General features: G+C 33.0%; 18 protein-coding genes. 9 read left to right on the forward strand and 9 right to left on the reverse strand.

The window, feature by feature from the left end:
* Positions 1-48: 48 nt before the first annotated feature.
* A complete protein-coding gene (locus RM51_RS06640; protein ID WP_039366614.1) occupies positions 49-633 on the reverse strand; it encodes an N-acetylmuramoyl-L-alanine amidase family protein in 585 nt (194 codons plus the stop codon).
* A gap of 106 nt (positions 634-739) precedes the next feature.
* Positions 740-1,288: a YqgE/AlgH family protein gene (locus RM51_RS06645; protein WP_039366619.1), complete on the reverse strand. Its 549-nt coding sequence runs from the start codon at positions 1,286-1,288 to the stop codon at positions 740-742.
* A gap of 23 nt (positions 1,289-1,311) precedes the next feature.
* Between RM51_RS06645 and pdxH the strand changes: the two genes are divergently transcribed.
* Positions 1,312-1,953, forward strand: a complete 642-nt coding sequence (gene pdxH, locus RM51_RS06650) for a pyridoxamine 5'-phosphate oxidase (RefSeq protein WP_039366623.1) — start codon at positions 1,312-1,314, stop codon at positions 1,951-1,953.
* 59 nt (positions 1,954-2,012) lie between these two features.
* Here the strand turns inward: pdxH and RM51_RS06655 are convergent, their stop codons facing one another.
* Positions 2,013-2,303 carry an HU family DNA-binding protein gene (locus tag RM51_RS06655; protein WP_039366625.1) on the reverse strand — a complete coding sequence of 97 codons (291 nt, stop codon included), beginning with the start codon at positions 2,301-2,303 and terminating at the stop codon, positions 2,013-2,015.
* A gap of 399 nt (positions 2,304-2,702) precedes the next feature.
* Between RM51_RS06655 and panD the strand changes: the two genes are divergently transcribed.
* A complete protein-coding gene (panD, locus tag RM51_RS06660) occupies positions 2,703-3,053 on the forward strand; it encodes an aspartate 1-decarboxylase (RefSeq protein ID WP_039366628.1) in 351 nt (116 codons plus the stop codon).
* A 4-nt stretch (positions 3,054-3,057) separates the two neighbouring features.
* Positions 3,058-4,083, forward strand: coding sequence for a lysylphosphatidylglycerol synthase transmembrane domain-containing protein (locus RM51_RS06665; protein WP_039366630.1), 1,026 nt, complete (start codon positions 3,058-3,060; stop codon positions 4,081-4,083).
* Positions 4,084-4,144: 61 nt separating this feature from the next.
* On the opposite strand, the gene RM51_RS06670 is transcribed toward RM51_RS06665, so the two are convergent.
* Complete coding sequence (locus RM51_RS06670; protein ID WP_039366633.1) at positions 4,145-4,810, reverse strand: hypothetical protein; 666 nt, start codon at positions 4,808-4,810, stop codon at positions 4,145-4,147.
* A gap of 259 nt (positions 4,811-5,069) precedes the next feature.
* Between RM51_RS06670 and RM51_RS19460 the strand changes: the two genes are divergently transcribed.
* Entirely contained in the window at positions 5,070-5,276 is a 207-nt protein-coding gene (locus RM51_RS19460; protein WP_165584988.1) for a hypothetical protein, read from the forward strand.
* A 333-nt stretch (positions 5,277-5,609) separates the two neighbouring features.
* Here the strand turns inward: RM51_RS19460 and RM51_RS06680 are convergent, their stop codons facing one another.
* The 5 genes from RM51_RS06680 to RM51_RS06700 form a co-directional block, all read right to left on the reverse strand.
* Positions 5,610-5,882, reverse strand: a complete 273-nt coding sequence (locus RM51_RS06680; protein WP_039366638.1) for a DUF4242 domain-containing protein — start codon at positions 5,880-5,882, stop codon at positions 5,610-5,612.
* A 172-nt stretch (positions 5,883-6,054) separates the two neighbouring features.
* On the reverse strand, positions 6,055-6,441 hold the full coding sequence (locus RM51_RS06685) for a tetratricopeptide repeat protein (protein WP_039366641.1): 387 nt from the start codon (positions 6,439-6,441) through the stop codon (positions 6,055-6,057).
* A gap of 69 nt (positions 6,442-6,510) precedes the next feature.
* Complete coding sequence (locus RM51_RS06690) at positions 6,511-6,984, reverse strand: hypothetical protein (RefSeq protein WP_039366645.1); 474 nt, start codon at positions 6,982-6,984, stop codon at positions 6,511-6,513.
* Positions 6,985-7,065: 81 nt separating this feature from the next.
* Positions 7,066-7,551 carry a hypothetical protein gene (locus RM51_RS06695; RefSeq protein WP_131667052.1) on the reverse strand — a complete coding sequence of 162 codons (486 nt, stop codon included), beginning with the start codon at positions 7,549-7,551 and terminating at the stop codon, positions 7,066-7,068.
* Positions 7,552-7,561: 10 nt separating this feature from the next.
* A complete protein-coding gene (locus RM51_RS06700; RefSeq protein WP_039366650.1) occupies positions 7,562-9,580 on the reverse strand; it encodes a M3 family metallopeptidase in 2,019 nt (672 codons plus the stop codon).
* A 202-nt stretch (positions 9,581-9,782) separates the two neighbouring features.
* On the opposite strand from RM51_RS06700, the gene RM51_RS06705 reads away from it, so the two are divergent.
* From RM51_RS06705 to RM51_RS06725, 5 genes are all read left to right on the forward strand, one after another.
* On the forward strand, positions 9,783-10,316 hold the full coding sequence (locus RM51_RS06705) for an SRPBCC family protein (protein WP_039366653.1): 534 nt from the start codon (positions 9,783-9,785) through the stop codon (positions 10,314-10,316).
* Positions 10,317-10,391: 75 nt separating this feature from the next.
* Positions 10,392-10,841, forward strand: a complete 450-nt coding sequence (locus RM51_RS06710) for a GreA/GreB family elongation factor (RefSeq protein WP_039366655.1) — start codon at positions 10,392-10,394, stop codon at positions 10,839-10,841.
* Between the two features lie 163 nt (positions 10,842-11,004).
* On the forward strand, positions 11,005-11,517 hold the full coding sequence (locus tag RM51_RS06715; RefSeq protein WP_039366658.1) for a nitroreductase family protein: 513 nt from the start codon (positions 11,005-11,007) through the stop codon (positions 11,515-11,517).
* 91 nt (positions 11,518-11,608) lie between these two features.
* Positions 11,609-12,016 carry a VOC family protein gene (locus tag RM51_RS06720; RefSeq protein WP_039366661.1) on the forward strand — a complete coding sequence of 136 codons (408 nt, stop codon included), beginning with the start codon at positions 11,609-11,611 and terminating at the stop codon, positions 12,014-12,016.
* 198 nt (positions 12,017-12,214) lie between these two features.
* Positions 12,215-12,775 carry a 30S ribosomal protein S16 gene (locus tag RM51_RS06725; RefSeq protein ID WP_039366663.1) on the forward strand — a complete coding sequence of 187 codons (561 nt, stop codon included), beginning with the start codon at positions 12,215-12,217 and terminating at the stop codon, positions 12,773-12,775.
* Positions 12,776-12,779: the final 4 nt, after the last annotated feature.

Genomic DNA, 12,779 nt, shown 5'->3' on the forward strand with positions numbered 1-12,779 from the left:
AGTCCTTTACCGGGTTTTATTCTGAATAAATCAGAAATTGTATTTTATTTAGTTTTCATTGATGACTTCAATGAATTTCTGTGCGATTTCTTTTTGCCCCTCTGTACTGGTCATATAAGTTCTGTCTTGGGTGTTATTGATAAATCCTAGCTCTACCAATACGGTAGGCGATTTACTTTCCCTTAAAATATGAAGATTAGTTTCACCCTTTACTGTGCTGGAAGTAAACTTTTGCATTATTTTTTCAGCTAGTTTTTTTGAAGAATCAGAATTTTGAACGAAAATTTCCGGTCCCTGTTTTGTAGACTCTTTTTCAGGGCTGCTGTTGACGTGTAAAGAAATAACCATTTCCGGATTAAGCTTATTGATCAAATCAGTTCTTTCTTTCAGTTGACTGTAAATGTCAGAATCCCGGGTTAAGATAACCTCATATTTATCCTGAGTTTCGTTGATTTTCTTAATTTCTTTAGCGATACTAAGAGTAATGTCTTTTTCAGAATGACCGTTGAAGTTTGATCCGAAATCATTTCCTCCATGTCCCGCATCTACAACAATGTATTTTTTATTAATAGGAGTGAAAGATAAAAATACTGTAGAAAAAAGCGATAAAATAAGTAGTTTAGTTGCTTTCATATCGTGATTTTTTGGTCTATCAAATAACGTCAATTCTTTCTTAAAAATTGGTTAAGACGTTCTTAAAGTTTGTTAATTTTTAAATCACAGATAATGGAAAAGCTTTCTAGTTTAAAGAAATGTCTTCCGGTGAATTTGCCCAAAGCAGATATTCTCCTCCAAGATTTTGCATAATTGATTTCCAAAGAGTTTGGTCGTTGGGTAAGGTGTAATCAAGGTTGTAAATGTCCACTACGGTCCATAGTTTTTTTAGAACTTCATTGTCTAATTGCTGAGCGGTCCATCCAGAATATCCTGAAAAAATCTTTACATCATCTATGTTCAATTCACTATTAAGAATTGCACTGATGATGTTTTCAATATCCTCTGTAAGATAAAAATCCTCCGTTATCTCAGAATATACTTCCGTTACTTTTTTTCCTTTTACGATGAACAGAACCTTGTCGTTTTCTACAGGTCCGCCGTCATACACTTCAATTGGAAAATCAAATAAATTTTTAAATTTCCCGCTCATTTGAGTGTTTTTTTTATTCAGGATCAAACCAAATGCACCATTTTCATTATGCTCAATAATCAGGACTACCGATCTTGAAAAAATATCACCGGAAATATCGGGGGTGGAGATTAATATTTTACCTTTGTAAGAGTAATTCATACTCAAATTTAATAAAAATATTTATGGAAAACCTGCACCATAAGAGAAAAGTGTACGAGAAATCCCAACTTATTGAAAGTGAGATTAAACAGAATCCGATTGAACAATTTAGGGATTGGTTTTTAGAAGCAAGTGATAATCCAAGTATTTCTGAAGCGAATGCTATGGCAATTTCTACTGTGGAAGATGATGGCTGTCCACGTACAAGAATGGTTTTACTAAAATCTTATACTTATGAAGGATTTATTTTTTATACGAATTATGACAGTAAGAAAGGGAAATCAATAGAAAGAACCCATAAAGCCTGTCTACATTTCTTTTGGCCAGGGTTGGAAAGGCAGATTATCATCAAGGCGGAATTGGAAAGAATTGCTGAAAATCTTAGTGATGGCTATTTTCATTCAAGACCGAAAGGAAGTCAGCTTGGAGCGGCAGTTTCTCCCCAAAGTCAGGAAATTCCGAACAGAGAGTTTCTAGAAGATAAGCTGAAGGATCTGGAGAAAAAATATGAAAATGAGGAAGTTCCAAGGCCTGAAAACTGGGGTGGTTATCTTGCAAGACCTTATGAAATAGAATTTTGGCAGGGAAGACCTAATAGATTGCATGACAGAATAGTGTATCAATTAGAAGATCTGGATTGGAAAATCTCAAGATTAGCTCCTTAAACAAAGCGCATAAAAAAGCCTCATCAATTGATGAGGCTTTATTTTTCTAATCTGAATGATTATTTTTTCTTAGCACCAGAAACTGCAGTAGCTAAATCAGCACCAGCTTTGAACTTAGCAACTTTTTTAGCAGCAATTTTGATTGGTTTTTTAGTTGCAGGGTTAATACCTTGTCTAGCGGCTCTCTCAGCTACTGAGAACGTTCCGAAACCTACTAAAGAAACTTTTCCGTCTTTTTTCTTTAGAGTAGAAGTTACATTACCGATGAATGATTCTAAAGCAGCTTTAGCTGCAACTTTAGTAATTCCTGCATCTTTTGCGATTGCGTCGATTAATTCAGACTTGTTCATAATTTTTAATATTAAAGTTAGTTCGTTATTATAGCAAATATAATACTATTTTCTAATTGTGCAATTTTTTTATTAAATATTGTGTAATTTTTTCAAATTTTCCTAAAAATGATTAAAATATCATAATTTAACATTTCACGAAAAATCTACGTTATCCGTTACTAAAATCATGCCAATTGCTTATGTATATTGACTTTAGCAAAAATGTAAATTTATTTTATGTATTTATTAAATCCGAAATTTAAGATAAACTATTAATGTTTTTGAGGATATGTTTGAATATTTGCTAATTAAAATTCGAAAAAAATATATTTTTTTAAATTAAACTCCTGTGTATCTGCTAGTTTTAAAATCATTTTAAAAGGCTGTTTTCTGAATTTTTATTAATAAATTTGCACCATGTTAATAGAAGTTTTCAAGTCTAAGATTCACAGGGTAAGAGTTACCGCTTCAGACCTTAATTATATCGGGAGTATTACGATAGATGAAGAGCTTATAGAAGCTGCCGGATTGGTAGTGGGCGAGAGAGTGTATATCGTAAATGTAAATAACGGAGAGCGTTTTGATACGTACGTTATCAAAGGAAAAAGAAAATCCGGAGAGGTTTGCCTTAATGGTCCTGCTGCGAGAAAAGTACAGAAAGATGATATCATTATCATTATTGCGTATGCACAGATGACTCCTGAAGAAGCCAAAGATTTCCAGCCGAAAATTGTTTTTCCGGATGAAAAAACAAATCTTTTGACGTAATCGGATGGAGAAAAAAGTGAAAAATCCTTTAAAATCATTACTAACTATAGTAATTTCGCTTGCAATTGCAGGCTTTTTTTTATGGTTTGCTCTTAAAGATTTTGATTATGTATCCTTTCAAAAATCTATATCAAAAGCGAATTACTGGTGGGTTTTGTTTGCAGCCTGTTTTGGGATTGCAGCATATTGGTTCAGAGCGATTCGTTGGAATCTGATGTTGGAACCAATGGGATATCAGATTTCGAACTCTAATTCATTATGGTCACTTTCTTTTGGATATCTAATGAATCTTACCATTCCGAGAAGTGGGGAAGTAGCCAGAGCAACGGCTTTATATGGAGTAGAAAAAGTTCCGGTTGATCAGTCTTTCGGAACCATTATTCTGGAAAGAGTGGTAGATTTGGTTTGTATGCTAGCTTTTTTAGCATTGACTTTAATTTTTAAGGGAGATGTAATCTTATCTTTTTATAAAAACTCAGGAATCAATATTAATCCAAATAAGATTATATTGATCATAGGAATATTAGTTTTAGGAGCAATTTTATTTTTTGTTTTTAAAAAAAGGTTGGCGAATGTTCCGGTTTTAGATAAGATTATTAATTTCATTGATGGGATTATGAAAGGTCTAACATCAATATTTAAACTGAAACAAAAAGGAAAATTTATTCTTTATACGATCGGAATTTGGGTTTCTTATTATTTTGCAGCTTATCTTGTATGTTTTGCACTTCCTGAAACCTCAAACTTTACTTTTGATGATGGCTTTTTAATTCTTGTAGTAGGAACATTAGGAATGATCGTTCCTGCAAGTGGTGGAATCGGAGCTTTCAATTTAGCAATGAAGTATGGCTTTATGGCGTTGTTTATCTCTATGGGGAAAAGTGGTCAGTTGGGTGGAGAAATTGGTTTAACCTATTCATTTATTTCCCTGCCGTTACAGATTGTGATTATGATGGTGATGGGGCTTATTTCTATTCCTATGTTAGCAAAAGCGAGAAATAAAGCAGTTGCTGAAAAAGAATTTAAATAGAAACTATTACTTACTTAAGATAAAAAAAATGATCGGAAGAATTTTCTTCCGATCATTTTTTTTAATCACTATTAATTTGAATGATTGAGCCTTTATAAAATTTGGTAGAATCATACAACTCAGAAAAATTATCGAATAATATAATTCCTTTCGAATTTAAATCTTCTGTGAGACCTGTTTTACCTATTTTTTCTTTAAACTCAGCTTGTGCAGCTTCATACATTGCAGGGTGTTGCGACTTTAAATAATCGACCAAAATACGTTTTTCCTCATCATCTTCCTGTGCAAGACTGGTATAAAACAATCCATACAATAGGAACTTGTTAAATTTTTCTGCATCCGAAATGTATTCAAGACTGCATTGATTTGCATTTTCATAATCATTAAGAATACGATCAAACGGTTTGGTAAGAGCAGATGGAATCTCATGAAATAAATCAATACCATTAACGTATAATTGGGTTTTCACTTCCTCATTATTATTTACAGTTCCGTTTACAGAATTCGAGGCATATTGAAATTTAAACCAATTAAAAAGTTGTCTAAGTTCATCCGGACTAAGGTATTCTATAGAATCCTGAAGTTTGTCCTTAATAAGCTCAAGATTGATTTTTTTATCTCCATTTAAAAAACGCAAAACATCTTCTTCTTCGTTGCATAGTTTATTATATAAATTAATTTTGGCAACAAGAGGATTTGTTTTTAAAAAGTAAAGTTCTTCTGCCATATTTTAATAATTTATTTACTATTGCTTATTTAAAGATACAAATTATGTTGATAGTTTTGAAGGTTTCAGAGTGTTTGACTCTGTATTTTTATCAGTTTGATATATTATCATTCTTTGCTCTATTTTCCAACCTAAAATACAACTATTATTAATTTGAAGAGCGTCTTCTATTGATATTATTAATATGTATTACATAGTTTGAAGCCTTTTTACTTATTGGCTTAATCCTACAAGAGCGAGAATAGCACCGAATAAAAAGATGAAAAACACGATTCCTATCAATGAAATGATTAAACCGGCAATGGCAAATCCTTTTGGAGTTTTAAAAATTCCGATGAATGAAAGAATTAATCCTAAAACCCAAACAAACCACCCTAGAAATGGAATCCAGCCAACAAAAATTGCAATTACTGACATGACAAATCCTGCAATACCGATGCCGTTGGATGGGGTTGCTTCTTGTTGAATATAGGTAGGTTGACTATTGAGGTGTTGCGTATTTTGAAATTTTTGATAATTCTCGTCTGTGCTTTTTTTGTACTGATTTTCTATCATGATGAATGTTCTAAATATTGTTTTTATGGTTATTGTAATATTTCTGTGGACTAAAATAGAGAAAAATAAAAAAAAGAATGGTTTTATTTCTTATTACTTTGAAATGAAAAAACAAATATTCAGTGGCTATCAGTTGTGCACAAAAAAAACTTAGCATCTGAAGGAGGCTGTGTATGGAGTTTCCCTCTGATGCTAAGCTTGGTTTATAATCTGCTCGTTAAAATTGAAAGTGTTGATCTAATTTCTATTCGGCAGTTGTTGGATCAATAATGGTGGCAACTTCATTTACAGAGTTGGCAGGAAATCCACCTTGTCTTGCGTGTTCCCGAACCATTTCTTCGTTTGGCGCGATGTAAACACAGTAGATTTTATCACCTGTCACATAACTTTGTAACCATTGAATTTGTGAACCCATTTTACTAAGTACCCCACAAGATGTTTGTGAGATTCCTTTTAATTGCTCGGCTGTTAATTGGCCTGCTCCGGGAATTTCCCGTTCAATTACGTATTTAGGCATGATTCAAAAATTTAGTTTTCTACTTATTGGGCTTTTAAAATTAGCCGTTTTCAAAAGGTAACTACTCCTTATCTCTGAATAGAAAGGATCATGTTCATTCAGATTTTAAAGTTAATTCTAAATTTATTTATTATATCAAATTTACGATTTTTTTAGCGTAATACGAATGAAATCAATGAGATTGAGGGTCGAAATATGCTTTGAAAGTAAGCGGATCTTCTTTTTTATCCTCTGCAATTTCAAGATATTCGTGATATTCTTCTGCATGCATTCCTAAACCGACCATCACAATAGCAAGGTTGATGTAAAGATTTTTATCTTCAGAACCTAATTGCATTGCCTGTTTTAAATAATACATGGCTTTTTCATTTTCTCCTAGATCAGAATAAATGACTCCGATGTTAATTAAAGCAGCTGTATTTTTAGGTTCAATAAGCAAGATTTCGTCTAATTCCTTTATTAAAAGATCATTGATCTCGTCCCAATATTCTTCTTCGTTGTCCCATCTTTTGGCTTGGAGTTTTTTTACGTTTTCTAATCTTTTTGTTATTGCGCTCATTTTTTCAACTAAAAATTATAAATAAATGACAAACGGACAGGCAAATTCTGTACATCACCTGCATGATCGTCATAAAATCGGGGTGAAAGAAAGTCTGATCCAAGTTGTGTCATCACTATTTTCACTCCAACTAAGAATATGGCTGTAGCTTATCTCTCCCAACACTCTATTGTAATTTGTTTTGGGGCGATTGCCATATTCGCTCGATCCTACGAAAATTTTTGAATAGCTTGCGCCAACCCCAACATTATTTGATCGATGAAATTTCCATAGAAATTCAATAGGAAGGTTCAAATGTATAAAATTTGGAACGGAATTTTGAGGGTTTTTCGTTTCTTCATCTCCGGAACTGGGAACGTAACCAATTTTCAGACCTGTATTAATCGAAAATTCTGAGAAATTGAAAACAGATCGTGTATAGCCAACATGCAAAAATCCTAAATTTCCAATTAAGCCAAGTTCTATGTTGTTTTTTAATTCTTGTGAATGATAAGTATTAAAACTTAATAAAAAAATAAAAAAAGTAAAGATCGTTTTCTTCAAAATTCAGGTTATTAAAGTTTTGATTGGGAAAGATAGGAAATGTTTTTTAGTTTATTCTTTTTGTCGAAAAAATGGAATTAATTAATCATTATACTTTTTATAATTTAAAACTCTTCCTAAAATGGTTCTTTCTAATTGAACGTCATCTTTTTCTTTAAGGTCATTGTATTTAAATTTATTACTGAAAAATAAGACTTTAAATGGTTTGAAAATAATGATATTAAGTCTCCTTAGAAGCTGTCTTTTAAATATGACCTCACTTTGTGATATAAATTTATAGCCATATTTAATTTCAAAAAATTTAATAAGAATGTTGAAGAACACGAGAAAATAAAGAGGTGAGCAAAAAATATTTAGATCAATAATTTGATTTAAATATTCACTCATATTAGTTGGGGGATGAAGAGGTTTTCTTCTCCATCCCCAATATGGAAAACCAAAAGAGTATAAGAATAGACTTATTGTTACCAAATTAATCAAAATATAAGAATCTTTTTTTATTCTTAAGAAATTAATTCTTTTGATTTTCTTTATATCGTCACTAGTTAATTCTTTAGATTCTTTCATTATCATAATCTTACCCAAACGCCCTCTTCAACAAACTCTCCACTTTCGGCTCACTTCCTCTGAAACTCTTATACAATTCCATTGGGTCTTTTGTACCACCGGAAGAAAGAAGGATTTTATATTTTGCGGCAATTTCAGGATTGAAAATTCCGTTTTCTTTAAAATATTGGAAAGCATCCGCATCCAAAACTTCTGCCCATTTGTAAGAATAATATCCCGCAGAATATCCACCTTGGAAAATATGCGAAAAACTTGGGCTCATTGCTGTTTCTGGATTTGAAGGGTATAATTGTGTAGCCTTTGTATATTTATCTTCAAACTCTTTCACGCTTTCATTTTCCAATTCTGAAACTTTCGTATGATAATTCATATCCAATAATCCGAAACCAATCTGTCTCAAAGTCTGGTAACCTTCCATGAAATTTTTAGAATGTTCGATTTTCTCGATTTTTTCATCCGGAAGAGTTTCTCCTGTCTTATAATGCTTAGCGAAAGTCTTTAAGAATTCCGGTTCATAACAGAAGTTTTCCAGGAATTGAGAAGGTAATTCCACAAAGTCCCATTTCACAGAAGTTCCGGAAAGAGTAGGATATTGAGTGTTTGCCAACATTCCGTGAAGGGCATGACCGAATTCATGGAATAAAGTAGTCACTTCCTGAAATGTTAATAAACTTGGGGTGTCTTTCGTAGGTTTGCTGAAATTACAAACAATAGAAATATGCGGACGAGAATTTTCCCCATTCTTTTTATATTGATTTTTATAACTTGTCATCCAAGCTCCGGCTCTTTTGCCTTTTCTCGGGAAATAGTCTACATACAGTAAAGATTTATAATCACCATTTTCTTTTACCTCATACACTTTTACGTCTTCGTGATACTTCGGAATATCATTTCTTTCCTCAAAAGTTAATCCGAAAAGTTGTTTTGATAATCCGAAAACGGCTTCCTGAACTTGTTCTAAAGGGAAATAAGGTTTCAATTCCTCATCATTTAAATCATATTTTGCTTTACGAAGTTTTTCTGCATAGAAAGCGTGATCATAAGATTGCATCTCTTCAACTCCATCTGCTTTTGCCAAAGATTTTAATTCTTCAATTTCTTTGTCTGCATAAGGTTTTGCTTTTACCAGAAGCTCATTCAGGAAGTCAATCACTTTTGATGGAGATTTTGCCATTCTTTCTTCCAAAACATAATCAGCATAATTAGCATACCCTAATAATTCAGCTTTTTGCTGTTTTAAAGTAAGAAGTTCTTTAATTAAATTCTGATTATCGAATTCGCCACCGTCGAAAGATTTTTTGCCATTTGCCAATGCAATTTCCTTTCTCAGTTCGCGGTTTTCTGCATACGTCATGAAAGGAATATAACTTGGATATTGTAACGTTACAACCCAGCCTTCCAGATTTCTTTCTTTAGCTTCTTCAGCATATTGTTCTAAAATAGCATCAGGAATTCCTGCTAAATCATCTTTATTGGTAATATGTTTGAAATAATTATTCGTTGAAGCCAATACATTTTGCCCGAATTGTAGTGATTTTAAAGATAAATCCATGCTGATTTTCTTTAATTTTTCCTTGTCTTCATCATTCAATAAAGCTCCGCTTCTTACAAAACCTTTATACGTTTCATTTAATAGCATTTGCTGTTCTTCATTCAGATTATATTTCTCTTTTTGATCATATACTTTTTTAATTTTATTAAATAAAGCCTCGTTTTGAGAGATTTTTGAAGAATATTCCGTTAAGATTGGAGAAACTTCCTGAGCAATCTGTTGTAATTCATCACTCGTTTCAGCAGAATTTAGATTGAAAAATATATTGGAAGCCACATCCAGCTGCTCACCGGAATAAGCCAATGCTTCAATTACATTTGTGAAAGTCGGTTCTTCAGGATTATTGACAATAGCATTGATCTCTTCTTCAGATTTCTGAATTAGCTCCTTGAAAGCCGGAAGATAATCTTCGTTTTTAATAGAATTGAACGGTGCGGAATGATATGGTGTGTTAAAATGTTCTGTTAAAATATTCATTTTTCGATTTTTAATGATTGTAAATGTAAGGAATTACAAGGATTCTTGAGGGAATTACTCAAAAATGATGCCTGAGTGAAAAGATGTGACAAAATTGTTTATCTTTATTAATCTTGTCATAGGCGAAGTTGAAATGGGGCTGGAATGACTACTTTTGGCAACAACTTAATGTTGGAAATTGTAACCCTAAATAAATAAAACTATGAAAACGATCTTAAAAATTCTTGGTGTACTTATCCTTTTGATTCTTGTGTATGCTGTGATTGCAGTATTGGCTTTCGGTAAAAATTATCATTATGAAAAATCAATCGTCATTAATGCTCCCAAAGAAGAAGTATGGGAACAGGTAAGCTCGATGAAAGCTTTCAACCAATGGAATCCTTGGTTGAAATTAGATACAAATATGACACTTAATTATACAGGAAATGCCGGAGAAGTAGGAGATAAGTATTGTTGGGACAGTCAGAATAAAGATGCAGGAGCCGGTTGTCAGGAGATCAAAGAATTGATTCCGAATCAAAAGCAGAAAACGGAAATGATCTTTAAAAAACCTTTTGAAGGACAAGCTACTTCTGATATTATTTTAACACCTGAAGGGAATGCTACAAAAGTAACATGGAGTATGGATACTGAGCAAGATCCCATGATGAAAATAATGAGACCTATGATGGACTATCAAATGGGTAAATCGTATGGAGAAGGATTGGACAATCTGAAAAAAATAGTAGAAAAATAAAATCAAAAAGCCTTGTAGAAAATTTTACAGGGCTTTTTTATATAAAAATATTATCTTTATATAAAGATTCGATGTATGGAGAAGATAGTATTTGAGAAAAATGACATAAGAAATTATGTGAAAAACGTGATTGCTGAAAAGATTGAAAAGCTTAAAAACTTTATTGAATTTACTTTAGAAGCAAGTCGCGACATCAAAAAGACTCCGAAGTATGACAGTATGAGAGAAGAAATGCAGGAGGAGATTTACCAAATGCAGAGACAGCTTGGAGCTTTGAATGATTTGAAGAGAAATATGGCAAAAGTTCTGACAAATTCTACGGAGCGTGTACAATTGGGTTCTTTGGTGATTACCAATAAAGCCCGTTTTTATATTTCGGTTTCGCTGGGTGAGTTTTTCTTTGAAGGTGATCGTTTTTATGCGATTTCCCCGGAAAGTCCGATGGCAAAAAAAATGATGGGAATGAAATCCGGCGATGATTTTACATTAAATAAAATCCATCAGGAAATTGTTGAGGTTTTATAATAACGTTACCTCGCTGTCATTCTGAGTGGTGTAAAGCGTAACGAAGAATCTATTCCTATTGTTGAGATTCTTCCATTATCATAATGACAAAACATCATTTTAAGCTTAAAATTTAATTTAGAATAAGTAAAAGATATTGAATTTCATGTCGTAATTTTGCTTCATGAACAAAGCAGAAGTTTTAAAAGAAATCATAGAGCAAAGAAGAAGTATCTTTCCAAAAGATTACAATGAAAATGAAATTTCTCAGGAAATTATTGATGAAATTTTACATTCAGCGACATTGGCTCCCAATCACAAACGTACAAAACCTTGGCGTTTTAAAATATTCAAAGGAGAAGAAAAAGCTACATTAGCTTCTGAAATGCAGGCTATTTACAAAGCAACCCAACCCGAGCAACTTTTTCTGGAAAAAAAATATAACGATATCGGTTTTAAAATCAATAAAGCAGATGTGGTGGTTTCTATCGTTGTTAATTTCAGCGGTATGGTTCCGGAATGGGAGGAGATCGCGGCGGTTTCTATGGCGGTTCAGAATATGTATCTTACCTGTACAGCTAATCAAATCGGTTGCTATTGGAGTTCACCGAAAATAGTAGAGCAGCTGAAAGATTCTTTAACCATTGAAGAGAACCAGAAATGTCTTGGTTTGTTTTATATGGGGCAAGTAGATTAAAGAATTCTTTTGTAGTGAAATTTCTCAAAGCTACTGACAGATAGCTGTCACTTAGTCAGAATATTTTTGTTGAATAAAAAATATTTTGACAATGAATTTAGTATCTACAAGAATTATTACGGCCAATGTTGAAGGCTTGGTGGAATTTTATGAAGAAGTTACCGGAGCGGAAATCGTAAAGTATACACCCGATTTTGTTGAACTTCAGATGAAGACAGCTACTCTCGCTATTGGCAGTACAAATACACTTCAGTTTTTTGGAGGCGATGAAGTAGCGAAGCCCGGCTCTAATAAAAGTTGTATCATAGAATTTTTGGTAGAGAATGTTGATAAGGACTATGAAAGATTATCTCATTTTCTTAAAGATTATATTGTACAGCCACCTACAGTAATGCCGTGGGGAAATAAATCTCTTTTATTTAGGGATCCGGATGGTAACTTGGTGAATTTATTTACTCCGGTAAGTGAAGAAGCAATTAAGAAATTTAAGGATAAGTAGATTATTGCAACAATTCTTTTTGGCAAAGTAAGAGGAGGAAAGACTACACAGATAAAGCATAATAGAAAGCAGATTCTCAACTCTGAGAAAATGAATTCATAAAACTTTTTACAAGGAGCTTTTTACTTCAAACTTTTTTACTATCTTTGCACTCTTAAATAATTAACTGGGACGAGATCCCATAAAATTCACAACATTATGTCAGTAAAAATCAGATTACAAAGACACGGATCAAAAGGGAGACCTTTCTTCCATATCGTGGTTGCAGATTCTAGAGCTAGAAGAGATGGTAGATTCATCGAAAAACTAGGAACTTACAACCCAATTACTAACCCTGCAACTATCGATTTGAACGTTGATTCTGCTGTAAAGTGGTTAAACAACGGTGCTCAGCCAACTGATACTGCAAGAGCTATCCTTTCTTACAAAGGTGCACTTTACAAAAAACACTTACAAGGTGGTGTTGCTAAAGGAGCTTTTGATGAGGCTGAAGCTGAAAAAAGATTTGCTGCTTGGGTAGAGGCTAAAGATGCGAAAGTACAAGGTAAAGTAGAAGGTTTGGCTCAATCTAAAGTTGATGCTAAGAAAGCTGCTTTAGAAGCTGAAGTTAAAGTAAACGAAGCTAGAATCGCTGCTGCTGCACAAGCTGAAGCTGATGCAAAGGCTGCTGCTGAAGCTGCAAACGCTCCTGCTGAAGAAGTTGCTACAGAAGAAGGTGAGGCTGCTGCTGAATCTACAGAAGAAAACACTGAAGCTTAAGAAA

The sequence above is a fragment of the Chryseobacterium taiwanense genome, assembly GCF_000813825.1.
GTDB classification, from domain to species: Bacteria; Bacteroidota; Bacteroidia; order Flavobacteriales; family Weeksellaceae; genus Chryseobacterium; species Chryseobacterium taiwanense.